Annotated in this window: 24 protein-coding genes and 1 pseudogene; 22 read left to right on the top strand and 3 right to left on the bottom strand. The window is 53.1% G+C overall.

The features are described 5' to 3' along the window. Position 1 precedes the first annotated feature (1 nt). The gene (gene gyrA / locus SIB66_RS07750) at positions 2-2,629 is read right to left on the bottom strand and encodes a DNA gyrase subunit A (RefSeq protein WP_063406599.1); all 2,628 of its coding nucleotides are present in this window, start codon (positions 2,627-2,629) and stop codon (positions 2-4) included. 158 nt (positions 2,630-2,787) lie between these two features. Here gyrA and SIB66_RS07745 point away from each other — a divergent pair, with 158 nt between their 5' ends. From SIB66_RS07745 to rsmD, 5 genes and pseudogenes are all read left to right on the top strand, one after another. Then, the gene (locus SIB66_RS07745; protein WP_413681221.1) at positions 2,788-3,927 is read left to right on the top strand and encodes a CAAD domain-containing protein; all 1,140 of its coding nucleotides are present in this window, start codon (positions 2,788-2,790) and stop codon (positions 3,925-3,927) included. 75 nt (positions 3,928-4,002) lie between these two features. Next, entirely contained in the window at positions 4,003-5,166 is a 1,164-nt protein-coding gene (locus SIB66_RS07740) for a GuaB3 family IMP dehydrogenase-related protein (protein WP_063406598.1), read from the top strand. Positions 5,167-5,390: 224 nt separating this feature from the next. Beyond that, positions 5,391-5,714: a thioredoxin gene (gene trxA / locus SIB66_RS07735; protein WP_011130499.1), complete on the top strand. Its 324-nt coding sequence runs from the start codon at positions 5,391-5,393 to the stop codon at positions 5,712-5,714. A 94-nt stretch (positions 5,715-5,808) separates the two neighbouring features. Continuing rightward, positions 5,809-6,450: an imidazole glycerol phosphate synthase subunit HisH gene (hisH, locus tag SIB66_RS07730; RefSeq protein ID WP_011130500.1), complete on the top strand. Its 642-nt coding sequence runs from the start codon at positions 5,809-5,811 to the stop codon at positions 6,448-6,450. Beyond that, positions 6,447-6,965: pseudogene (gene rsmD, locus SIB66_RS07725) on the top strand (16S rRNA (guanine(966)-N(2))-methyltransferase RsmD); the annotation flags it as partial. The gene hisH and the pseudogene rsmD, both read left to right, overlap by 4 nt. Positions 6,966-7,020: 55 nt before the next feature. On the opposite strand, the gene petG reads toward rsmD, so the two are convergent. Next, on the bottom strand, positions 7,021-7,137 hold the full coding sequence (petG, locus tag SIB66_RS07720) for a cytochrome b6-f complex subunit V (RefSeq protein WP_011130502.1): 117 nt from the start codon (positions 7,135-7,137) through the stop codon (positions 7,021-7,023). A 56-nt stretch (positions 7,138-7,193) separates the two neighbouring features. On the opposite strand from petG, the gene SIB66_RS07715 reads away from it, so the two are divergent. From SIB66_RS07715 to SIB66_RS07645, 15 genes are all read left to right on the top strand, one after another. Further along, on the top strand, positions 7,194-7,571 hold the full coding sequence (locus SIB66_RS07715; protein ID WP_063402979.1) for a c-type cytochrome: 378 nt from the start codon (positions 7,194-7,196) through the stop codon (positions 7,569-7,571). Next, on the top strand, positions 7,568-8,317 hold the full coding sequence (locus SIB66_RS07710; protein WP_063406525.1) for an RNA methyltransferase: 750 nt from the start codon (positions 7,568-7,570) through the stop codon (positions 8,315-8,317). The genes SIB66_RS07715 and SIB66_RS07710 overlap by 4 nt, the downstream gene beginning before the upstream one ends. A 30-nt stretch (positions 8,318-8,347) precedes the next feature. Continuing rightward, positions 8,348-9,508, top strand: a complete 1,161-nt coding sequence (locus SIB66_RS07705; RefSeq protein ID WP_063406524.1) for a serine hydrolase — start codon at positions 8,348-8,350, stop codon at positions 9,506-9,508. After that, positions 9,505-10,923: a DUF3370 domain-containing protein gene (locus SIB66_RS07700; RefSeq protein ID WP_063406523.1), complete on the top strand. Its 1,419-nt coding sequence runs from the start codon at positions 9,505-9,507 to the stop codon at positions 10,921-10,923. The genes SIB66_RS07705 and SIB66_RS07700 overlap by 4 nt, the downstream gene beginning before the upstream one ends. Then, entirely contained in the window at positions 10,920-12,011 is a 1,092-nt protein-coding gene (gene bchI / locus SIB66_RS07695) for a magnesium chelatase ATPase subunit I (protein ID WP_063406522.1), read from the top strand. The genes SIB66_RS07700 and bchI overlap by 4 nt, the downstream gene beginning before the upstream one ends. 4 nt (positions 12,012-12,015) lie before the next feature. Then, on the top strand, positions 12,016-12,480 hold the full coding sequence (gene ruvC, locus SIB66_RS07690; protein ID WP_063406521.1) for a crossover junction endodeoxyribonuclease RuvC: 465 nt from the start codon (positions 12,016-12,018) through the stop codon (positions 12,478-12,480). Between the two features lie 8 nt (positions 12,481-12,488). Continuing rightward, on the top strand, positions 12,489-13,256 hold the full coding sequence (locus tag SIB66_RS07685) for a methyltransferase domain-containing protein (RefSeq protein ID WP_063406597.1): 768 nt from the start codon (positions 12,489-12,491) through the stop codon (positions 13,254-13,256). After that, positions 13,253-13,822 (top strand): 5-formyltetrahydrofolate cyclo-ligase, encoded by a 570-nt coding sequence (locus tag SIB66_RS07680; protein WP_063406520.1) that lies wholly within the window; start codon positions 13,253-13,255, stop codon positions 13,820-13,822. Before SIB66_RS07685 ends, SIB66_RS07680 begins: the two co-directional genes overlap by 4 nt. 147 nt (positions 13,823-13,969) lie before the next feature. Further along, on the top strand, positions 13,970-14,833 hold the full coding sequence (locus SIB66_RS07675) for a hypothetical protein (protein ID WP_063421540.1): 864 nt from the start codon (positions 13,970-13,972) through the stop codon (positions 14,831-14,833). A gap of 385 nt (positions 14,834-15,218) precedes the next feature. Next, positions 15,219-15,695 (top strand): hypothetical protein, encoded by a 477-nt coding sequence (locus SIB66_RS07670; protein ID WP_063406518.1) that lies wholly within the window; start codon positions 15,219-15,221, stop codon positions 15,693-15,695. Positions 15,696-15,704: 9 nt separating this feature from the next. Continuing rightward, a complete protein-coding gene (locus SIB66_RS07665; RefSeq protein WP_063421542.1) occupies positions 15,705-16,166 on the top strand; it encodes a SufE family protein in 462 nt (153 codons plus the stop codon). 37 nt (positions 16,167-16,203) lie between these two features. Further along, positions 16,204-17,520, top strand: a complete 1,317-nt coding sequence (locus SIB66_RS07660) for a homoserine dehydrogenase (protein WP_063406596.1) — start codon at positions 16,204-16,206, stop codon at positions 17,518-17,520. 99 nt (positions 17,521-17,619) lie between these two features. Beyond that, complete coding sequence (locus tag SIB66_RS07655; protein ID WP_236070272.1) at positions 17,620-17,886, top strand: hypothetical protein; 267 nt, start codon at positions 17,620-17,622, stop codon at positions 17,884-17,886. Positions 17,887-17,913: 27 nt separating this feature from the next. Further along, positions 17,914-19,503 (top strand): ABC transporter substrate-binding protein, encoded by a 1,590-nt coding sequence (locus SIB66_RS07650; RefSeq protein WP_063421544.1) that lies wholly within the window; start codon positions 17,914-17,916, stop codon positions 19,501-19,503. Beyond that, positions 19,503-20,522, top strand: a complete 1,020-nt coding sequence (locus SIB66_RS07645; RefSeq protein ID WP_063406515.1) for an ABC transporter permease — start codon at positions 19,503-19,505, stop codon at positions 20,520-20,522. Before SIB66_RS07650 ends, SIB66_RS07645 begins: the two co-directional genes overlap by 1 nt. On the opposite strand, the gene SIB66_RS07640 is transcribed toward SIB66_RS07645, so the two are convergent. Further along, positions 20,516-22,108 (bottom strand): alpha/beta hydrolase, encoded by a 1,593-nt coding sequence (locus tag SIB66_RS07640; protein ID WP_063421546.1) that lies wholly within the window; start codon positions 22,106-22,108, stop codon positions 20,516-20,518. The two genes, SIB66_RS07645 and SIB66_RS07640, sit on opposite strands and share 7 nt — an antisense overlap. 386 nt (positions 22,109-22,494) lie before the next feature. On the opposite strand from SIB66_RS07640, the gene SIB66_RS07635 reads away from it, so the two are divergent. Both SIB66_RS07635 and SIB66_RS07630 read left to right on the top strand, forming a co-directional pair. Further along, positions 22,495-23,034, top strand: a complete 540-nt coding sequence (locus SIB66_RS07635; RefSeq protein WP_236070271.1) for a glutamyl-tRNA amidotransferase — start codon at positions 22,495-22,497, stop codon at positions 23,032-23,034. A 240-nt stretch (positions 23,035-23,274) separates the two neighbouring features. Beyond that, the gene (locus SIB66_RS07630; RefSeq protein WP_063406513.1) at positions 23,275-23,646 is read left to right on the top strand and encodes a hypothetical protein; all 372 of its coding nucleotides are present in this window, start codon (positions 23,275-23,277) and stop codon (positions 23,644-23,646) included. The last annotated feature ends 684 nt before the right edge of the window (positions 23,647-24,330 follow it).

The following is a 24,330-nucleotide window of genomic DNA, read 5'->3' as shown; positions in this document are numbered from 1 at the left end:
GTCAGCTGGAAGGAGCGTCGTCAACCCCAGCCACTTCACTGGGATCAGATCGATCATCTGACTGGTCCTGATCCTCAGAATCAGGTGGCACAAGCACCACCTCAGAGAGGCGATCACCTGCATCCAAGCGCTGAAGCCGAACACCAGTAGCAGCCCTTGACTGCTGAGGAATTTTATCGGCACTGGTACGCACAATCACTCCACGCTCGCTTACCAACAAAAGCTCTTCTCCATAGCCAAGCACCCTTAAACCCACCAACTCGTCTCCTTCGCGCCTGAACTTGATGGCACGCAGACCCATGCCTGCACGTTTCTGCAAACGGAACTGATTGACCGGTACCCGCTTACCCAGTCCACTAGCGGAAGCAACAAGCACCCATGGTCCATCACTAACGACAACGGTCTCGCCGCTTTCATCCTGATCATCCTCAAGACTCTTGGCGACCTGATCGGCAAGCTCGACAGGCAATACATCCATGCTCACCAAGGAATCGCCGCCTCGTAAATTCATGGCACGCACGCCACGAGCAGTTCGTCCTAAGGGTCGTAACTCCTCATCACAGAGTCGGAAATGAATGGTCATTCCAGCCCTAGAAGCAATCAAAACACTGTCACCAGGAACTGCCAACCTCACCCAAGTAAGAGCATCACCCTCCTCCAGACCAATGGCAATCAAACCATTGGAACGAATCTTGCTGAAAGCTGATAGAGAGGTGCGCTTGATAAAGCCACCCTTCGTCAACATCAACAAGTGGGTGTCGTCATCGAAGGATATAACTGACAGAAGGGAGGTAATTGCCTCTTCACGGGGAATGGGCAAGAGCTGTACGACAGGTGTTCCCTTCGCTGTGCGGCTGCACTGAGGAACACGATAAGCAGGAAGGGCATAGGAGACACCGCGGTCACTGAACAACAGCAACGTGTCATGGTCATTGCAGCTGATAAACAGCTTCACCGCCTCCTCACCTTGACTGCGAGTGCCTGCCTTGCCTCGTGTCCCACGACTAGTGGCCTCAAACTCGCTTACCGGCATGCGCTTGAGATAACCGGTCTCAGTGAGCAACACCACAGATCGCTCATTGGCAATCAAGTCGATGTCTTCGAGCCCCCCTCCTAAATCGAGGATCTCGGTGCGCCGAGGCAAGCAATGCTTCTCGCGCAGCTTGGTCAATTCGTCCTCAATTAGACCGAAAACACGCTCACGTCGGCCAAGGATGTCCTTGTAATTGGCGATCTTGGTGACAAGATCCTCGTGTTCCAAACGAATCTTGTCAGCCTCTAAAGCGGTCAGACGCCGCAACTGCATCTGCAGGATGGCATCCGCCTGAATCTCCGTGAGACCATGATGCTCCTGCAACTGTTGACGAGCTGTAGCCGTATCAGAGGCAGCACGAATCAACGCGATGATTGGATCAAGCTGATCGAGAGCAAGCAGAAGACCCAACAAGATGTGGTCGCGTTCCTCAGCTTTACGAAGGAAATAGCGGGTCCGACGTTCAACAGTATCAACGCGAAAATCGAGGAATACCTGCAGCATCTTGCGCAGGGTGAGCAGCACCGGCTCTCCATTGACTAGCGCCAACATATGGGCACTAAAGTTGCTCTGAAGAGGAGTGAGCTTGAAAAGATTATTAAGCACTACCTGAGGGTAGGCATCACGTCGCAGCTCCACGACAATACGCATGCCATCGCGATCGCTTTCGTCGCGAATATCAGAAATACCCTCTAGCTTCTTATCATTAACCATCTCTGCAATCCGCTCAATAAGCGCTGCTTTATTGGTCTGATAGGGCAATTCAGTAATGATCACTGCATCCCGGTCTGCTCGACCGGGATGTTCAATCGTCTCAATATTTGCCACACCGCGCATCGTTACCGAACCACGACCGGTGAGATAGGTTTCACGAATACCACTACGACCAAGAATCTGACCACCAGTTGGAAAGTCCGGCCCAGGGATAAGCGTCATCAACTCAGAATCACTTAGCTCGGGATTACTGATCAGAGCCTGCAGACCATCGATTAATTCACTGAGATTGTGCGGTGGAATATTGGTAGCCATGCCAACGGCGATCCCTGAGGAACCATTCAGCAGCAACTGAGGAATACGTGCTGGCAATACCATTGGCTCCTGTTGGGAGCCATCAAAGTTGTCCGCGTAGTCAACTGTCTCTGCTTCGATATCTTCAAGCAGACTGTCTGTCGTAAGCGACTGAAGACGCGATTCGGTGTATCGCATGGCCGCAGGTGGATCGTTATCGACCGAACCAAAATTGCCGTGACCATCAATCAACGGCATTTGCATGGAAAAATCCTGAGCCATGCGAACCAGCGCGTCGTAGACGGCTGTATCCCCATGGGGATGGTATTTACCCAGAACCTCACCAACAACTCGGGCACACTTTCGATAAGGCCGATCGCTGGTCAGGCCCAACTCATACATCGCATAAAGGATGCGCCTATGCACAGGCTTGAGACCATCGCGAGCGTCGGGCAACGCACGCCCAACGATCACACTCATCGCGTACTCCAGATAGGAGCGCGACATTTCAATGCGCAGGTCCGTCTGGATTATCCGATCGTCGGACTCGCCGGGACCGCCGTCACTGGGTCCCAATGGATCCGCCATAAAAGAGCTGGTTGCCAATAATCAGGTTATCTCGGAAGCTGATGAATTGAGCCACCAGCATCAACAAAAACCAGCCTCTGCACTGTTAGGGCTTAATACAGCCAAAGGCTCAGTATTAAAGAGGCCTCTTAAACTATTTAGAGTGTGATATTTGGACCATGAGCTCGGCTGAGGAATCCAAAGCAGACGGAACCTCCGAAGCAACGGAAGGCACCGAGTCCTCATCTGAACCCGCTGAGTCCTCAGCTGCTGCAAATAACCTCAAAGTGAGTGCAGCCCAAGCTGCTCCCTCACAAGCCAACCCTGCTGCCCCTAAGACACCAGCTCAACAACAACCTGCTCCAGTTCAAGACAGCCCTGCTATCTCCAAGCCAAGCACCATCCCCTCAAGCCCAACACCAACTCCCAAACCCTCAGACGCTTCAGATGACCTCAAAGTGAGTGCAGCCCAAGCTGCTCCCTCACAAGCCAACCCTGCTGCCCCTAAGACACCAGCTCAACAACAACCTGCTCCAGTTCAAGACAGCCCTGCTATCTCCAAGCCAAGCACCATCCCCTCAAGCCCAACACCAACTCCCAAACCCTCAGACGCTTCAGATGACCTCAAAGTGAGTGCAGCCCAAGCTGCTCCCTCACAAGCCAACCCTGCTTTCCCTAAGACACCAGCTCAACAACAACCTGCTCCAGTTCAAGACAGCCCTGCTATCTCCAAGCCAAGCACCATCCCCTCAAGCCCATCACCAACTCCCAAACCCTCAGACGCTTCAGATGACCTCAAAGTGAGTGCAGCCCAAGCTGCTCCCTCACAAGCCAACCCTGCTTTCCCTAAGACACCAGCTCAACAACAACCTGCTCCAGTTCAAGACAGCCCTGCTATCTCCAAGCCAAGCACCATCCCCTCAAGCCCATCACCAACTCCCACATCCTCAGACGGGCCCGAAGGTCTTGATCAAGGAGAGGAGTTGAAGCTGCTTTTGGAGAGACTGCGCAACTTCTTCAAGTTGAGCAACTGGATTAAGCAAGACGATCAGACAAGCCCATGGCAACAACTGAGACGACCCGTTCTTCTCATTGCGGCATTGATCACCCTTGTGATTTTTGTTCGTATCTACGGCGGTATTTTGTCCACGATTGAGAGCGTTCCTCTGGCTCCATCTCTCTTCGAACTGGCCGGCATCCTCTGGCTGACATGGTTTTCAATCACCCGCCTGATCCGCAGCGAAGATCGACAGGATGTGATCTCCAAAGTGCGCACCCGATGGGAATCCTTCCGTGGAACAACTGACAACAAGCCCTAGCCAAAGCTCCTTTTCCTCAAGGCAAAATTTGAATCACCCCAGTTGGTAACTTGGCGTGACTTTATTCGGTCTGTGGTGAACATTCAGCTCGGACGCACCAAGGTCGTTCGCCGGGCCTATGGCATCGACGAAACCGCCCTTGTTCCGGGTGGACGAACCGTAGACCCGGAGATCACTGACACCTGCTGGAACCTCGCAGGCATCGAACGTGAGATACCGATCATTGCGAGCGCTATGGATAGCGTTGTCAATGTCGATATGGCTGTTGCCCTATCTCGCCTTGGAGCCCTCGGCGTAATGAATCTGGAAGGAGTCCAAACCCGCTACAAAGACCCCAACCCAGTACTGGATCGGATCTCCTCAATCGGAAAGGACGCCTTCGTGCCACTGATGCAGGAGATCTACAGCAAACCTGTGCAAGAAGCCCTGATCTATCAACGCATCAAAGAGATCAAAAATCAGGGGGGCATTGCTGCTGTAAGTGGCACACCCGTGGCAGCAATGCGCTTTAGCAAAACCATTGCAGAAGCGGGTGCTGACCTCTTCTTTGTGCAGGCGACAGTGGTCTCAACCGAACACATTGGTCCTGAAGGTCAACAAACTCTCGACCTCGAAGCCCTTTGTCAAGGCATGGGGGTCCCTGTGGTGATGGGTAATTGCGTCACCTACGAGGTCGCTCTGCAACTCATGCGTGCAGGTGCCGCAGGGGTGATGGTTGGCATCGGCCCTGGTGCTGCTTGCACCTCTCGTGGGGTTCTTGGCGTGGGCATCCCCCAAGCCACCGCCGTAGCGGACTGCGCTGCCGCCCGTGAGGACTACGAGCGAGAGAGTGGTCGCTACGTTCCGATCGTCGCAGATGGCGGCATCATCACAGGAGGGGACGTCTGTAAATGCATTGCCTGCGGTGCCGATGCGGTCATGATCGGCTCTCCTATCGCCCGAGCAGTGGAGGCTCCTGGCCGTGGCTTCCACTGGGGCATGGCCACTCCCAGTCCAGTATTGCCAAGGGGCACAAGAATCAAGGTGGGCAGCACAGGCAGCCTGGAACGCATCCTTAGAGGGCCTGCTCTGCTAGACGATGGCACCCATAACCTTCTAGGAGCTCTCAAAACGTCCATGGGCACTCTTGGGGCCCGTACGATCAAAGAGATGCAACAGGTTGAGGTCGTCATCGCCCCATCTCTGCTGACCGAAGGGAAGGTTTATCAGAAAGCCCAGCAGCTAGGCATGGGCAAGTAAACATTCCGATCGCAGACGAAAACCAATTGGATCCGAGAGAGGCCATGGCTAGTATGAATTCGTGAGGGCTACGGCCCACACACTCCTCACACACACCGGCCCGACGAGCTCGGGCTTTTCGTCTTCTGTGCAAGAGACCGTCACAGTTCCTACCTGTGGAGGCTCTTAAGCATGAATAAAATACAAACGATTGCTAAATTTCCGCAAAATCAACGACCTAAGGAATGTCCAATGCCGCCGCAGTTACCGACGCCTCCTTCGAGCAGGACGTCCTTCAAAGCGACGTGCCTGTGCTAGTTGATTTCTGGGCGCCTTGGTGTGGCCCATGTCGCATGGTTGCTCCGATCGTCGATGAGATTGCCAAGGAATTCGAGAGCAAGATCAAAGTCTTCAAGCTCAACACTGACGAAAACCCCAACGTCGCCAGCCAATACGGTATTCGCAGTATCCCCACCCTGATGGTGTTCAAAGGAGGTCAAAAAGTCGACACAGTTGTTGGTGCAGTGCCCAAAGCCACGCTTTCAGGAACCATTTCAAAGTACCTCTGAAGCTTGATCCAACTTCGATTCCAGCCCTCCTAGATCACCATTGGCCTGATTCAATGCCTCACATGGCTAAAAGGCCAGATTGCGGAGGGTTTCTTTGATTACACGTCTAGGCTTAATTGATTACGGCATGGGCAATCTGCGCTCTGTGCAGATTGCCTTTGAAAGGCTCCACAAGGCTCTTCACATAGTGAGGCAGCCCGCCGACCTCAGCCGCTGTGATGCCTTGATCTTGCCTGGAGTCGGTGCCTTTGATCCCGCCATGGTGCACCTTGAGCAGACCAGATTGGTTCCAGATCTCAAGAGTTGGGTGAAAGGAGGACGACCTCTTCTAGGCATCTGTCTGGGCCTGCAGCTGTTGTTCGAATCGAGTGACGAAGGAAATGCCACCGGCCTAGGGTTGCTTAAGGGCCACGTTCAACGACTGCCCTCCAATCAAGGCGAACGCATTCCCCACATGGGCTGGGCTGCTCTAGAACATCGAAACGACTGCCCGCTGCTTGACAAGGAAGATCCAGACAGCTGGATGTATTTCGTGCATTCCTATGCTGCAGTCCCTAGCCAAAACAGTGATCTTGCGGCCATAGCGCCGTTTGGCCGAGACAACATCACAGCGATGGTCTGGAAAGGCCGACTAGGGGCCTGTCAGTTTCACCCTGAGAAATCCGCCGCAGCCGGCGAACGCATGCTGCGGCGTTGGCTGAATTGGCTGGAGACCGGCGCAAAACCTGTGCCATGAGTAGCCAGCTAAGGCTTTCCGGAGGGCGCAAGCTTCAGAGTCCCGCTGGCCAAGGCACTAGACCCACGACGAGTCGTGTTCGTGAAGCAGTGATGAACGTGCTAGCCCCACGCTTGCATGACTGCCACTGGCTTGACCTATTTAGCGGCAGTGGAGTAATGGGCTGTGAGGCGTTGCAAAGCGGCGCACGACGTGTAGTAGCTGTTGAACGAAACGCGAAGACAGCCAAAGTCTGTCAAGCCAACCTAATTGCCACCGCCTCTGGCCTCTCCCAGCAGAGCAACATTGAAGTGATCCGCCATGACGTACTGAGCTGGCTGAAGAGAGGTTGCCATGCCGCCAAGTTCAATCAACCTTGGGCAGGGGAAAACCCTGGTTTCAACCTGGTCTACCTCGATCCACCTTATTCTTCAAAACTCTATTCAGAAGTCTTCAAAGCCCTGCTTTCAGGCCATTGGCTGCAGAGAGATGCCCTCGTGATCTGTGAGCATGCCACGAACAAAAGCGTGGAAACCCCAATGCAGTGGCGTGAACAAGATCGCCGTATCTATGGCAGCAGCGCCTTACTGTTCACCAATCCCCCAGAACAGTATCGCGACGATACTGATTCCAAGCATCCACAAACAATCCAAGCAAAGTGACCGGAATTAAACCCAGAACGATTCCGCAGAGAAGTGGTTCGATCATGGCCTCGCGCCCAGTTGAAAGATTAAGCACAATTGTTTCATGCTCCTGAACTCACCGTGACGGGCCCGTCATCAAACAATCAAAGCAAAAACGGGTTCATTGGAGCCCTAGTGGTACTGGCAGCAGCTGTCTGCATTGCAATTTTGTTATGGGTACTAGGGCACTCACAACGAGACCCCTACGTCAACGCCACCCTTGATTTGGAGGGATCTTTGGAGCAAGGAGGTCGGCTGTTCCGCATCAACTGCGCTGGCTGCCACGGGATTACTGCCCAAGGAAACTTAGGCCCGAATCTCCTTGACGTGAGCGAACGCCGCAACGACGCCCAGCTGATCAGGCAAGTGGTAAGCGGCAATACGCCGCCGATGCCCAGATTCCAGCTGGAACCTCAAGAAATGGCCGACCTACTGGCTTATTTAAATTCCCTGAATTGAACAAGGTCATCCGCTCAATCCAAACGACTGTTGTTCTGGTTGAGCCAATTGGTCCACTGAATCTGGGCAGTGTGGCCAGACTCTGCGCCAACTTCGGAGTACAAGAACTACGCCTGGTCTCGCCCCGCTGCGACCCTGCTGATCCCGAGGCACGACGCATGGCTGTCCATGGCGTAGCAATGCTTGAGCAGGCAAAACAATTCTCATGCTTGCTCGATGCCGTAGCTGACTGTCACAGAGTTGTAGCCAGCTGCGGCCGATTGGATCATGGCAACATCCCCCTGCAACCCCCCGAACAAGCAGTGTCATGGTTACTAGAGAGCATGAGTGCAGCACCTGTGGCACTGGTATTTGGCCGTGAAGACAGGGGCCTTACCAACGAGGAACTTCAACTCGCCCAACGTGTACTCACTCTGCACAGCTCCCACGGATATCCATCCCTCAACCTCTCGCATGCAGTAGCGATCGTGCTGCATGAGCTACAACGTTGCCAAGGGCAAGGAACGCTCAGGGAATGGCAATCGGCATGGCCGGACCCAGCATCACCTCGTCAACTCGACGCATGCTTAACAGACGCACAGGATCTCCTGTTAGAGGTGGGATTTCTTTTGAGCCATACGGCCCAAGCCCGCATGGCCAAAGTCCGTGGTTTACTTCAACGCGCTGCCGTCCGTCCCGAGGAAGTAGCCCTGCTGAGAGGGATGGTGAGGCAACTGCGCTGGGCCATCCATTCTCGTCACTCTTAACCTCAGCCGAACTCACTGATCTTCACTTCCTTGTCAAGCAGTCGCCCTTACCGCAACCGCTCAAACGGGGCTGGACCCCTACGGCTTTTGTTGCGTCTGATCTTGATGGGCATCGGCCTCGGCGTGATTACAGGTTCAGCGCTCAAGATGCTCGGCCCACAGGTGAAGCAGGGCAAACTGGACTTGCCGGAGTGGCTTCCTGGGCGAAATTGGATTTCCCTGAAGGGCCTCCCCAGTGGCTTCAACATCGTTGAGGAAGCCACAAACCCCATGCTCAGCAATGGGAATAGTTTGCAACTAGGCAATTTCCAGACGAAGCAAGAACTCACAACGTTGAGCAACCGCTGGAGAGAACTGGCCAAGCAACAAAAAGACTTACAAGCAAGCGCATTCTTGCTAGTGCTTGATGATGGACGCTATGCCGAGCTCTCCGCCGAGACAGCACTGCCTGCAGCTAGCTCAATCAAAACAGCAATCCTGCTGGTAGCTCTCGAACTCATCGATTCCGGTCAGCTCAGCTGGAATGAACCCCTGAAGCTCACCAAAGAGATTATTGGTGGTGGTGCTGGCTGGATGGCCAGCAAGCCGCTTGGCAGCCAATTCCCTGCCCACGAAGTTGCCACCGAGATGATTCGGGTGAGCGATAACACCGCCACCAATCTGCTGATTCAACGCATTGGTGGCAAGGACGTCCTCAATGCACGCTTCAATGCTCTCGGCCTGAGCTCCACGGTGGTGAATAACTGGTTGCCGGATCTACAAGGCACCAATACCACCAGCAGCCACGATCTGGCACGGGCCATCGCACTTGTCGATACTGGGAAAGCCCTTAGCCCACGCACACGGGATCTATTCAGGGAGGCAATGAGCACCTCCGTCAGCAACCGCCTATTACCTGGTGGATTTCTTAAGGGACTGGGCGGCAAGCAAGGAGAGCCTGACAACAGCCTCCTGGCAAAGGGCTACCGCATCTACAACAAAACCGGCGACATCGGCATCGCTTATGCGGATGCTGGCCTGATCGAACTACCTGATGGCAGTCGTGCAGTGGCAGGGTTCATGGTGAAAGGCCCCTTCAACGACCCCCGCTCCACAGAACTGATCCGCGACATGTCAGCCGCTATGGCTCCAGTACTCAAGCCAAAGCCATCGACACCTCGAACGGAATCAACAAAAAGCAATCAGCCATGAAGATCCCCGCCCTTTTGTCATTTGCGCTTTTCAACTTATCCGGAGCAGTGCTTGACACCCCCGCTCTGATTGCTGCCCCAACCGTCAAACAAAGACAGCAACAGGTCAGGCCCCTACCAGGCGGGCTTGACAAGGTGCTGATGGTTAATGACAACAATCCCGAACTCATTACAGGCGAAGGGATTCTGCTCTCCACCTTCCCTACCAAAAACACACAAAGCTCAAGCGCCAAAGCTGACAAAAGCAACCTAGCCGTGCCACTCGATGGTCGTTTCGATCTATTCAGTCACCACGTGTATGCCGGCCTTCCTGATCATCTCGAATCCACCCTCTGGCTAGCAGTGCTGGCTCAGCCACGGGGTGACGAGCCTGTGCAACTGACCCTATTGAGAGGCAGCACCTCCCTATCGCAAGCCACCGAAGCAGGACAGACAGCTGCACCATTTCTGCCTCTGCCGAAAGTGATTGCCGAAACCACGAGCCCTATTGCCGCTGGCCCAGGCAGCAGGGTAGCTGGCGATCTCCTGCGGGGAGAGCGAGCTCAAGAGCTGCCAGAGCGATGGGAACTCCTGCCAGGCAGCCCGAGTGCCCTATTGGTACTCCCCATTCCCGTAGCAGGTCTCGATCCACTGCTCAACGGTCGCAACCTTCAAATGCGGCTGCATAGCTCCGGCCCCATCTCACTGGCAACCGTGGCTGCATACGGCAATCCCAAAACAGCCCCTCCACTCTCTCGCTGGATTGAGCTGCTTGAAAGCGGCGAACTCAGCCCCAAGGAACATCACCCCACGCCTCGAGGTAGCAGCGGCAAGATCGTGTATTCGCGCGTCAGCGGAATCCAATTGGGCAGCACATGGAAGACAACCCTGACTGATCCTGATAGCACCGTGCTAAGCGCAATCAACACTCCCATCTCCTGGCCTATCAGCAGCCTCGAGAGGGGCAGCCTCGGCACAGATCAGGTCCAAACTGCTGAATTACAAGCGCACTACGACAACACGGCATGGGCTGCCCATGGCAACTACGGAGTTGAATATGACCTCACCCTGCCGCTACACAACGGATCAAAGCAGGAAAAATCCTTCTTGCTGACCCTTGAGTCCCCCTTAAAGAAGGACAACAACAACACAAGCCTGGACTTTCGCGTTTCAGCCAGCGGACCTGTGATGTATCGAGGGCTAATCGAGGTCAGTGGACTCGATAGCGAGTCCAGTCGACCCATGGGCCGTCGCCGCTTCCACCTAGTCCTGCGGCAGGGGCAGATGGGGCCAGACCTTGGTCGCATCAGCTTGACGCCAGGAGAAACTAGAGATGTCCGAATTCGACTGATCTACCCAGCTGATGCCACCCCACCGCAAGTGCTCACACTCCTGCCTGTGAAACAATCCAAAACAACTCCAGACATCAACCCGTGAGTTCAACCCGCAAGCGCAGGGTCTTTCCCTTTACCGCCGTGATTGGCCAGGAAGAGATGAAACTGGCTCTGCTGCTCAACGTGATCGACCCGCGAATCGGCGGAGTCATGATCATGGGAGATCGAGGCACGGGCAAGTCCACCGCGATCCGAGCCCTAGCAGATCTCCTTCCAGGGATTGATGTCGTCGCTGGCGACCCTTACAACAGCTCACCCACTGATCCGGATCTACAGAGCAGTGACGTACGCCAACGCATTGAACATGGTGAAAGCCTTGCCACTGAGGAGCGACAGGTGCCGATGGTGGATTTGCCTCTCGGTGCCACTGAAGATCGTCTTTGCGGCACCATCGACATCGAGAAGGCCCTCAGCGAAGGAGTTCGTGCATTCGAGCCAGGCCTACTGGCCAAGGCCAACCGCGGCTTGCTCTACGTCGATGAAGTCAATCTGCTTGACGACCATCTTGTCGATGTGCTGCTGGATTCAGCGGCATCAGGATGGAACACGGTGGAACGTGAAGGGGTATCAGTGCGACACCCTGCCCGATTCGTACTGATCGGCTCCGGCAACCCCGAGGAGGGCGAGCTACGCCCCCAACTCCTTGATCGCTTTGGCATGAGTGTTGAGGTGCGCACTGTCCGCGATCCAGATCTACGGGTGCAGGTGGTTGATCAGCGCACCGCCTTTGATAGCGATCCCGATACCTTTGCCACATCGGTGCAAGCCAACCAAGATGCCTTACAACAACGCGTTATTGAGGCCCAGCAACGTCTTGAACAGGTGAGCCTCGACAACGATTTGCGCCTACGAATCTCGGCTGTCTGTGGCGAACTAGATGTAGATGGACTACGTGGCGATATCGTCACAAACCGTGCCGCCAGGGCTCTAGCAGCCTTTGCAGGACGAACAGAGGTTTCGGAAGAAGATGTGGCACGCGTGATCTCTTGCTCTCTACGCCATCGATTGCGAAAAGACCCCCTCGAGCAGATTGATTCAGGGGATCGGGTCGTCAAAATTTTCTGCAAAGTGTTCGAACGCAGCGAGAACAGCGATCAGGCTGACTTCGCGCTAACAACTCAAGCAGGCTGAACGCTTGCGCATCCTTGGCATCGACCCTGGCATTGCCAGGGTGGGCTACGGGGTCATCGACACCAGCAACGGACAACAGCAGATGCTCGATTGCGGCATCATCCGCACCAATCCCGGCATTGACGATGGTGAACGGATGGTGGAAATCGCCAGCGATCTACGCCTGCTCATCCGTCGTTGGAAGCCCCAACTGGCCGCTGTGGAGAAATTCTTCTTCTACCGCTCCAGCACGACAATCAGCGTGGTCCAGGCACGTGGAGTCATCATCATGACCCTGGCACGCTTTCGAGTGCCAGTGATGGAATTCCCACCGATGCAGATCAAGCTTGCTCTGGCGGGCTCAGGCCATGCTGAAAAAGATGAAGTGCTCGATGCGGTGATGCGTGAATTGAATCTTGATCAGCCGCCCCGACCCGATGATGCCGCCGACGCCCTGGCCATAGCACTCACGGGTTGGTTCCAGCGCTAAAACCACTGATGGACTCCTCCTGCTCACCAAAACACGGCTGGTTTGACAGCGTGGCTGAGTCCTACGCCCAACAGCGCCCCTATTACCCGGAATCCCTGTTTACCTGGATCAGCAGTAAAGCCGCCAGCCACCAACGTTGCTGGGACGTTGCCTGTGGTAGCGGCCAGGCCTCTCTAGGGCTTGCAAGGCACTTTGATCGCGTCGATGCAAGCGATCTCAGCCCAGCTCAGGTTGCTGCCGCACCAGCTCACTCAAACATTCATTACCAAGTAGCAGCAGCTGAAGATTCCGGGTTTCCCAACGCATGCATGGACGCAATTGTGGTGGCCGCCGCCATTCACTGGCTAGATGTACCCCGATTCAACGAAGAAGCATTAAAGGTGGCACGCCCAGGTGGACTGATGGTCTGGGTGGGCTATGACCCCCCACAAGGGGCTCCCCCTGCACTGCAGTTGTGGCTAGACCAGCTTTACAGCGAAAGGCTATCGAGCTGGTGGCCTCCCCAGCGTCACCATGTCGACAACCACTATCAGGACCTGCCATTCCCCACCATCAGCAAAACGTTGCCCCAAGAGCTCTTCATCTCCCTCAAATGGAGCTGTGAACAGCTGATCGGTTACATAGGCACCTGGTCGGCTTTGAGGAAAGCAACGCAGGAGGGACATGACTTGCTGCCACAACTAAGCATGGAACTGCAGAGACTCTGGCCAGCAGATCAAACAACAATCCCCCTAATCTTTCCACTCATGGGCCGCTGGGGTTACATAACGCGATGAATCAAGCCATCGCCAAAGCCAAGCTTCGTCGTCAATTCAAGGCACTGCGCGCTCAACAATTACCTGCAGTTCAAGACACAATCATTCAGCAGGTTGTCAACACTATTCAGGGTTACTTAAAAGCTGGGAAGCTACGAGGACACATTGGTGTTTATTGGCCGCTTAGCGGAGAAGTAGATCTCCGCGAACTGAAACTCAACTTGAAGTTGCCTTTGGCACTACCAGTCAGTGGGGAGGACGGAAGACTCAGTTACCACCCTTGGACTCTTACTCCACTGCGAAAAGATGCCTGCATGATCCCCGCCCCGCTAGATGAAGCCATCCTTGATGCTGATGCAATAGGCCTCTTGCTGATCCCTGCTCTGGCGATGGATCAACGAGGGATCAGACTCGGCTATGGAGGCGGTTTCTTCGACCGCTTCAGAAGCAATTTGGCTTGGCGCAAAGTGCGAACGCTTGCAGTCTTGCCACAAGCCTGCATATCAACAGAGTTACTGCCTCGTGACAGTTGGGATATACCCCTTGATGGCTGGATTAGTGAAAGAGGAGTTGCCAGAGTAAAATAAAAACTTAGAATCAGCTACCAAATTACGAATAAAAAATGCATCAAGAAAGCCCTGGCATTAAAAAGAGACAAGCTTTATATTTAATATTTTCTTGACTATTAGCCATCACTGAACCAGCCTGCTTTGAGGCTTAAGCGATCGAGCAGAATGACAGCACTAGCACTTAATTCATACACAAAAGTTCAGTCCATAGAGATAGACGGCGAAGAATACGTGATCACCCTTAGACCAGTTGTTCAATCTAACTTATTCAATTCACTCGGAGTAGGCGATGATTATATATTCCAGACAACTATCGACGACAAAACCTTCACCTTTCAGGCTGTTTTTGATGATCAAGGGCCAAGCATAATCCTTGAACTAGAGAATGATGATGCCGATGCAATCATTGAGACAATCGACCAAAACAATGACAATAAGATTAGCGATGAGGAATTCGAGGAAGGCATGGAGAATGCCGTGGTGTTATACGAGGAGGATATTGAGCTTCACCAAAATCATTCCTTAGACTCAGAAGTGAGATTACTGCTAGAAGCAGAGGATATTGTTTTTTTTCAATACGATCCCATAGAAGGCAAGACTGGGAAACTGTTATTTGGGCAATCAATCGCTTCAGTCGAGACGGATAATCAGGGAAATATCCTTTCATTCATTTGCCCTCAAAGGTCATTTAATACGTCTTTACTAGGCTACACTCTTGACCTTACAGGAGAAGTAGAAGTCGGCCAAATTGGAGGAGCGATCGACCCGATTACAGGAGAGGGAAACATCTATGTTGATGAACTCAAATGGCTATTTGGGGGGAACATCATCACACCACAAGGCAATTCATATGAAGTCACTAAAAACGAAGCTGCATTCATCCCCATCAGAGATGCAGATAATAACAGTGGTCTACTAACCCTTGCTAGCATTGAAAATTCAGCCCATGGCAGCGGGAATATAGAAAACGTCTTCAGCTCTTATTTTGTCAACGGGCTGCAAGGCTCTACAACTCAAGATAGCTTTTAAAAAGACTTAATGCTTCAAGGAGTCAATCAACTTTATCCAGGTCTTGCTACTGAAGGCACTGCAATTCAATGGAATATCGACTTACAACATCCAACTCCTGTTTGAGGTCGTGATTATGAAGACATTGCTCATTCGTTGCACATGGGTCATTGATCAATTGAAAGCTAAAACAAAATAAATTGGAGTTGAATCAAATCTAATTCCAAGAATTGGTCTCAAAAAATATTCAACTCGACATTGCTGCCATTTTTCAGCAGCCAAATATGCGCCTGTGGCAAATATTTCGTACGACAATAATCACACGTCTCAAAGGCTGCCACACAGGCACTAGTCAATCCTGCAAGAATCTCTCAAAATGATTTTCAGAGTTTTCAGAGATCATTCAATGCGGACCCTGATCCAGCCTTTGTTTCTATTGATCGCAACAACATCTCTTGGTCTCGGGCAAGGTCAGGCAGCGAAAGCCCATGCCATTGAAAGCACTCTCAACTACCTCGATGGCAGCCTGGAACTTCAAAGCCATTTCTCAACGGGAACACCTGTTGAGGGAGCAGTGGTACGCGTCTTAGAGGCCAACGGAGCACCAGGCCGAGAGCTGGGTCGAATGGATCAACAGGGAAAACTGAGCTTGAGCCTGCCAGACATGCAAGAAGGAACCCTCGACCTGCAGGTGGATGCTGGCCCAGGTCACCGTGACTATCTGATGCTGCCAATCCGCTCAGGCAAGGTGAAGCTCGATGAGGTGGTCAGCCAACCCAAAACTCCACAAACACCATGGTTCCTCGCCAGCACTGGCTCGCCTCTCCTGCTTGGTCTTGCAGGTGTTTTGTTTAGCGTGCGTGAACAGCGCCTCAAATTCTGATCCTTCGCCATGGCTGAGCCCACCGCCGCACCCTCAAGCTTTGGCAGTGAAGCCCTTGACAGCATGGTCGAGAGACTTAACGGCACCTCTGATCCCCGCCGCCGCTACGAATATGTTCTATGGCTGGCCAAAAAGCTGCCACCAATGTCCCCGGAATTACAAACCGACGCCATCAAGGTGAAGGGATGCATTTCCCAGGTCCATGTGCTTGGTGAACTCGTGGAAGGACGGCTTCACTGGCAGGGAGACTCCGACGCGCTGATTACACGAGGCTTGCTGGCAATGCTGATTCAAGGCCTCAACAATCTCACGCCTGAGCAAGTCATGGCCGTGGATCCAAGCTTCATTGAAGCCACAGGCCTTCAAGGCAGCCTTACCCCCTCAAGAGCTAACGGATTCCTCAATATCCTCCTCAACATGAAGGCCCAGGCACAGCAACTTGCCAGGGTTTCGTCTTCAACAACTTCTTAGAGTCCGGCCAGCAATTACACGACTGGACACAGCTGCCATGGGCACGAAATTAGGAATCGGTCTCCTGGGGCTTGGAACAGTAGGCGCAGGTGTAGCAGGCATCCTCCAAGCCCCTGAAGGGCGGCATCCACTGGTGGCTGAGCTTGAACTGGTCCGTGTAGCGGTTCGAGATCTGCAAAGACCTCGCCCGATTGAGCTCCGCCCATCCTTACTGACCAACAACCCACAGGCCGTTGTTGATGATCCCTCTGTTCACGTGGTTGTTGAAGTCATGGGAGGGATCGAACCAGCCCGAACCCTGATCATGCGAGCCATTGCCGCCGGCAAAGCGGTCGTTACAGCTAACAAAGCAGTGATTGCAAGACATGGCGAAGAGATTGCCTCTGCTGCTGCTGCTGCTGGGGTCTACGTCCTCATCGAAGCTGCCGTCGGCGGTGGCATCCCGATCATCGAGCCACTTAAGCAATCACTAGGTGGCAACCGGATCGAACGCGTGAGCGGCATCATCAACGGCACCACCAACTACATCCTCAGCCGCATGGCACAGGAAGGGGTGGCCTATGACGACGTGCTCAAGACCGCCCAAGATCTTGGCTACGCAGAGGCAGATCCAGCGGCCGACGTTGAGGGGTTCGATGCGGCCGACAAGATTGCCATCCTCACTGGACTCGCCTTCGGTGGACCTGTCGACCGTGACTCAATTCCCACCCAAGGCATCAACAACCTTCAAAGCCGCGATGTGGACTACGCCACACAGCTTGGCTACAGGGTGAAACTATTGGCTATCGCCGAACGTCTCAACTCAGATGCTCAGACCAGTCAGTCCTTGCCCTTAGCTGTAAGGGTGCAGCCAACCATGATTCCTCTCGACCACCCGCTTGCTGGCGTGAATGGCGTGAACAACGCCATCCTGGTTGAGGGCGATCCGATCGGCCGCGTGATGTTTTATGGCCCAGGAGCAGGCTCTGGACCCACCGCCTCAGCTGTGGTGGCGGACATCCTCAACATCGCTGGCATACGCCAATTAGGGGAAATCAACGGCAGCCTCGACCCCCTTCTTGCCGCAAGCAGTTGGCGTTCCTGTCACCTCGTTGATCCAAGCGCAATCCGTCAGCGCAACTATGTGCGCTTCAACGCAGAAGACGCCCCAGGAGTGATCGGTCGGATCGGTAGCTGCTTCGGCGATCGTGGCATCTCGATTCAATCAATCGTGCAATTCGATGCCTCAGAGACCGGCGCCGAAATCGTTGTGATTACCCATGAAATAAGCCAAGGCCAGATGCAAGATGCCCTGACTGCAATTACCTCTATGGCTGAGGTCAAAGGAGTTGCCGCCCATCTCAGCTGCCTTTAACTTCCAGCCCCCCTGAGGATGAGCCCCCTGCTTACGTAAGAGTTATAAAACAAGTTGAGAGGCAAGTCTGCAGACGCTGACCTGTGCCCCCAAAGGTTCATGTCTACCGCTTCGATGATGTCAAGAGTCCAACTCTTTTCCAAGCCGGACTTCCGACCAATCATGGATCTCCATCAAGGCGACTGTGTTCAACTCCTCAATGGTAAAGAGCAATTCCAGGTAATCGGAATCGACGATGACCACAATCGCTGTTGGGTGAGACGTTGGCCACTACTGCCCAATGGATCCCCGGTGTTTGAAGTGTCGATGCAACACATCACCTGCTCTTCCCATAAAACACAACGACACTCACTAGCAAATCTTTGAATCAAGGCCATCCGATCCGCACTCATTGTGCCCAGCTCCGGCCGTCGTAATTCTCTAGGCTGGGCGGCTGCTCTCTTTGGTTTCTCCCTAGCGCTGAGCCAAATTGCCTGTCAGCCTGCTCGCCTTAGTCAGCGACTCATCGTGGCTAGTGCTGGCAAGATCACATCCCTCGATCCTGCCCAGGCCAGTACTTTTGATGCTCTGCAATTGCTGAGCGCCCTGGGGGAGCCCCTCTACCGGCTTAATCACAAAGGGGACCTAGAGCCACGTCTGGCATCCGCTCCACCTCAGATCAGTGATGGCGGCCTCACCATCTCGATCCCTCTACGGAAGGATGTGCTGTTTCACGATGGCACCCACTTCAATGCCGCCGCGATGGCGTTCAGTCTGCGGCGATTTCTGCGTATCGGCACCCTCAACTACGTGATAGGTGGACGGATTGCCACCGTGGAGACAGCCAGTCCCTACCTGCTACGCCTTCGATTAACGCGACCCTCAAGTTCTCTAGAGGGACTACTCACCTCAATCAATCTGACGCCGATATCACCAACTGCTTACGCCAAGCACAAAGATCAGTTCCTCAATAAGCAATTCATTGGAACCGGCCCTTACCGACTCACTAGCTTTCAAACCCAGCAACAACGCCTTGAGCCTTTTCTGCAGTACTGGAGTACCCAGGCCAGTAATGCTGGAATTGATTTCATTAATCTGAGCAACTCCACTGCCCTATTTGGTGCTCTACGAAGCGGTGAAGTGGATGTACTCCTCTCCAATTCACTGGACGAAGACCAACGCCTTGCGCTCCATCACCTTGCCAAGCAAGCGAAGCTCCGCGAAGGAGAGGGACCAGCACTTGAGATCGGCTACATCACTCTCCTCAGCAATGCCCCTCCACTCAATCAACCCCTCTTACGTCAGGCCCTCGCCTACAGCCTCGACCGTCAGCTGATGGTGAAGCGCGTGAGCTATGGACTAAGACGCCCGCTGCGGTCTTTAGTGCCGCCAAACTTGCAGGCTGAACCACTCACACCTTGGCCCAGCTACAACCCTCAACGAGCCAAGCAGCTGCTGAAAAAGGCAGGCTATTGCGGAACTCAAAAGCTGACACTCCCTTTTACTTTCCGTTCCAACGTGCCAGCAGACAAGTTATTGGCGCTTACATGGCAGGCACAGGTGGAACGTGATCTCTCGGATTGCCTGACACTGAAGCTCAATAGCGTCGAATCGACCACCGTTTACCGCCAACTGGGGGAAGGCGCATTCCAGGCCGTCATCCTTGAGTGGCGAGGCGCCTATCCCGACCCGGAAGCCTATTTAGCTCCATTATTAAGCTGCAGCAAAGCCAATGGATCTGTATGCGAAGAAGGGGAAGCGGCAATTAGCGGCAGCTTCTGGACCACAGATGGGCTGGAAACGAGCCTTCGCCACAGCGATGAACTTCGCGGACCCGATCGTCTCCACCAGCTCAGAGAGATCGAACGCTCCGCCGCCGGCGGAGCGGCCTATCTACCAATCTGGCTGGTAGCTCCACGAGCTTGGGCCCAGCGGCGCTTATCCAAGCCAGAGTTTGACGGGAGCGGCCATTTAATGCTCCAGCGTCTACGGGAGCTGCACTGATGGGCCGCGGGAGAGAACTACTGCGCTACAGCTCCACCCGCTTGGCCCTGGCACCGCTGATGCTCTGGCTCATTGCCAGCATGGTGTTTCTCCTCCTACGGGTGGCACCAGGAGACCCAGTCGATGCCGTATTAGGCAATCGTGCGCCGGCTGCAGCCCGCGCTGCTCTGCGCACCAAGCTTGGACTGGATCAACCGCTTTTGCATCAATACCTGCACTTCATCAAAGACTTAATTCATGGCGATCTAGGCCAAGCTCTTCTCAACCAGGAACCAGTGAGCAAGATCATTGCCAGAGCCCTACCAGCCAGCTTGGAACTAAGCCTGACGGCACTATTGATTGCAGCAGTGGTTGGTCTGGTCGTTGGTTTCAGTGGTATTGCCCGCCCGGAAGGCAAGCTAGATCTCGCAGGCCGCCTCTACGGCATTGGCACCTATGCCCTGCCACCGTTCTGGGCCGCGATGATTGTTCAACTGCTGTTTGCAGTCATTCTCGGTTGGCTACCAATTGGCGGACGTTTTCCCCCGAGCTTGCTACCACCAGAGGGGAGCGGCTTCCTGATCCTCGACAGTCTGCGGAGCAGCGACTGGATATCTCTTCAAGGAGCAGTGAGACACCTGGTGTTACCGGCAGGGACCCTAGGCCTTCTCCTCAGTGGGATTTTTACCCGTACCCTGCGACTCAATCTAGGCCGCACACTGCAATCCGATTACGTTGAAGCTGCCCGTAGTCGGGGGCTGAATGAGCAACAGGTGGTGCTCAACCATGCCCTCCCTAATGCCCTTCTGCCAGTACTCACCATTGCTGGGATCACAGTGGCATCGCTGATTGGCGGCGCACTGTTAATTGAAGTCACCTTCTCCTGGCCAGGCATCGCCCTACGGCTCCAAGAAGCAATCAACCAACGTGACTACCCAGTGGTTCAAGGAATTGTGGTTGTCGTGGCTGCCCTGATGGTGCTGGTAAGCGTGAGCGTGGATCTGCTCGTTGCTCTGATTGATCCCCGCGTCCGCTACTGAGATTTGCGAAGTCTCTCTGCTGCGTTGCGATCCAAACGATGAAGCCGCAAATCCCCGACCTGCTGATGTTTGGAGCCCTGAAGGGCTTCGCCAGCCTCAACCTGCTCCAAAAAGATTTGAATCTCCACTGCCAACAATCGCTGCACAGCTAGCGGCTCACGCCCTACCAGCTCTTCGCCTAGTTGAAAGAGATCATCGCCACGACCCTCACCCATCTGACCTTCAACCCGCACCGGTGAAAAATGGCTAGCGCCCTCCACAAGCACGACTCGACTAGCGGGATGGGGTGAGATTGCCAAAAGCAAATCGAGCTGCTCACTCAGCGGAGGAGTAATCAAATCAAGGGTGCCGCCAGTCAGTAACACTGGAACCGACAAAGGCACAGCCCCATCACGAGGCCACAGCAAGCTACCAAAACTGTTGAGAGCCACGATTGCCTCTAGCTGAGGGATTGACTGCAGTTTTGGTATTTGCACATCAACCAACTGACATTGCAATAAGCGCGAGAGATTGGTGAGAGGAAGATCGTCTAGAGCCTTACGACAACGGGTATACAAACCAGGATCCGGGGTCATACCAGCAGCCAATAGAGCCGTCAGTGCCCCGAGGGAGTGACCCATCAGCACCAACTTCTGACCAGGCAATACCAACGTGCCTTGCTCTCGTGCCTGCAGGACAGCCTGCAGATCCGCCAAGCGGTCAGGCAACACATCTGCTCCAGGTGGAAGTCGTTGCCCCTTCAGCAGGGCATGCACCGCTTTGGCATCACTCCCTGGATGCTCAAGCACCACAACCGGCCAGCCCTTACGTTGAAGGCTGAGAGCCAACCAACGAAAATGATCCTGGCTTCCACCCAAGCCGGGCATGAGCACCACCCAGCTCGACCGCAACGGAGTGCCATCAGGTGGGCGCCACAGCTCTAGCTGGAGGGGCTTGGTGCGATGAGCCACTGGCAAAGATTTGAACTCAGGCCCTGCGGCAAAAACTTCCTGACCTGCCAGCTCTTGCAAAACTGGAACTTGTGTGGCGGGAAACCTCCCGAGCGCTAACACCAACTGCTGCTGCTGTTGCAACTGACGCCGCCAGCGACTTGCTACCTGAAGTAGAGCATCAAGATCGAGGCGTACATTTTCAGCAGGGAGCTCCTCAAGCAAGTCCAGAGCGGTCACCTCTGACTGACTGTTCAAGAGCAGTTCCAGAGTGTTGAACAAGACAATGCCACTACTGTCGGCATCGACCCTCACCAAATCACTGACGGCATCAAGCAGCTGACGTCCTGCCCAACTACGCAGCATCTGTCGAGCCATGCTCTGATCTGTAAGCAAAGATGCCTGAAGCAGCTCAAATAGATCGAAGCGGCTATCGGCATCGAGCAAATTGAGCCAGGGGATGAGTTCAGAACTACTGCTGCCCCCAGGCCGCCCCAAATCGACCAACTCCCTAATCCAAACCGGTATCACCATCCCCTCAAGCTGCACCTCCAATCGCTCCGCAGCTCTCAGCGGCGATACTCCAGCAAGTCCGAACAGCCAAGCGCCAAATAGCCCAATCACAATTCGCTGTCCAATTGGGCGTGTTAATGCCAACGCCGAATACCGCTAACGAGTCAAACCATTTTCACTCAAGCCTTGAAAGGCTTAGATCGGTTCAGTGAATGGTGCTCCTGGGTGCCATCGACAGATCAGATGCCGCCATTGAACTTCCAACTTCTGCTCAAACCTGGCGAGAAACGACTTATCAGCAGTGTCCGCCATTTGCCAAGCGAACCAATTAGCCGAGAAAGAGCTACCAAAGAACAATCTCGTCAACACCTATACCTGAATAATCAACACAGCGAATAACAACAATCATTCCCCCAAAACACCTCGCATAAGATCTTTAGCCGAAAGCTATCCGGCTATATGATTGTTCAAATTAAAGCGGCACTCTTGCTAGAGCACCAGACAGGCCAGCAGAAGAGACGAATCAAACAATGAAAGGCGATCCAAACAACAAGCAAGCATTAAAGGCTAAGAAGAGTGGTACAAGGAAATATTTGCGCACGCAAATGCATGGATCATTCATCAAGCCTATAATAGGCAATAAATTTATAAAATATATTATGATTGCCAGCAATTTCCACCCCTATAAAAGACAACATCCAAGCAACATGAGAATGCTATTAGGCGCAACAACTGCTATGGCACTTCTGATTACATCCGCAGCCTCCGCCAATGAAACCAACCTTCAAATCAAAAACGCCAGCAAACAACTTGCGGTGAGCATTCGCGCCTTTGCAACTGGGACATCTGCCGCTAGCGAATGTCTCGTCAAAAGCGGACAACTGAGCAAGAGGATTGCAAAAGAGACATTACCCTTATCACTTCTCGAGGTTGGCATTAGCCCTGAAGTCCTTGACAATCCTCAGGTCATCAAAGCAACCTCAATCTTGAGCCCTACACTTAATGCTGACTGCACATCGACGAAGATGAGCATCGAAGCCATCAATCGTCTGATAAAGGATGAGCTATAGAAATACTTCCAACCGGAAAACAAATCAATAAAAGAAAAAATCTATAAATAAGTCTCTCCCAAAGCATATGAACTAGACCGTTCAGCCTGGCCAAGGGATACAAAAAACGTAGACAATAGGTAAAATACTTACTCGAAGCAAGAAATGCGATTCAAATGACAAAGATAAGATAAGTAATTAAGACCTGTAAGCCGGCTCTAGAGCAGCCTATGATTAGTGATGTTTGCCTAAACACCAAAGATGGCTTACCCCGAGTCTCAAGTCGTAATGGGCGGTTTGGTGCATATCCCCATTATTATCGGTGTTTTTTGGGCGCTAAACAACCTAACCACAGGCGGCAGCAAAGCCAAGAAAGCCGCAGAAGCTCAGGCCAAACAGGCGGCTGAGGAAGCAGCTGCCAAAGCCGCTGCGGAAGCAGCAGCCAAACAGGCTGCTGAGCAAGCTGCTGCCAAAGCTGCAGCGGAAGCTGCAGCCGCCAAAAAGGCTGCTGAGGCCGCAGCCGCAGCTCCAGCAACAACAGCAGTGGCTCCAGTGAGTGGCGAAGCCGATGCATCACAAGCCTCTAGCAACGACAATCAAGCCACTCCTGCCCAAGACCAAGAAGCGCTCTAGGCATAGAACAGATCACCAGAAGTCATAAACATCAAACGATATCGATAAACGTTCCGAAAAGTTGTTTACAATTACACAAGCCTAGACGAAGGCCTGTTTTTCAATGCATTCAACTTTAAATAAATAGCCTCATAAGAAAAATTAATAGCATAAAATATAATCAAAAAAGGCTAGCTTTGCCTAAGGCTTACCAAAGACATAGTTCATTAATAAGCTGATATCTAACCAATCAATACATAGACATCTAGAATCAGGACATTCCAAGCAAAAGCAAACCATCAAATACGCAAGAAGACGAATAACAATTGGCCACCAACCATAACTCTTCATTTACATTCAGCCGCCAATACGCAACAATCCCTAAGAAGACATGAGCAGATCAGGAAATAGCATCAGCAAATCAACTCATGCTCACGAATGAAGTGCTAAATTCGAAGAACCTAAACAAACCATAAGGAAGAATTCGGCACGTTTAAAAAAATGGTCGCTAAACAATGTTCGCCAGAAAAGCCGATACTTTTTCACGAGTAAGTAAAACGAGAACTTTGATTAACCACACATATTTCTCTTGAATATCTAATGAGCAAACTTGAAACTTAATTATAGAAATAAATTCACGAAACACTAAGCACTACAGGCCTAATTTCCACGCCAAGATGTGTTTAAGGAGAAGTTAATGACCAA

The organism is Prochlorococcus sp. MIT 1318, assembly GCF_047304505.1.
Taxonomy (GTDB): domain Bacteria; phylum Cyanobacteriota; class Cyanobacteriia; order PCC-6307; family Cyanobiaceae; genus Prochlorococcus; species Prochlorococcus marinus_D.
This window is presented reverse-complemented; position numbering and strand designations above follow the sequence as displayed.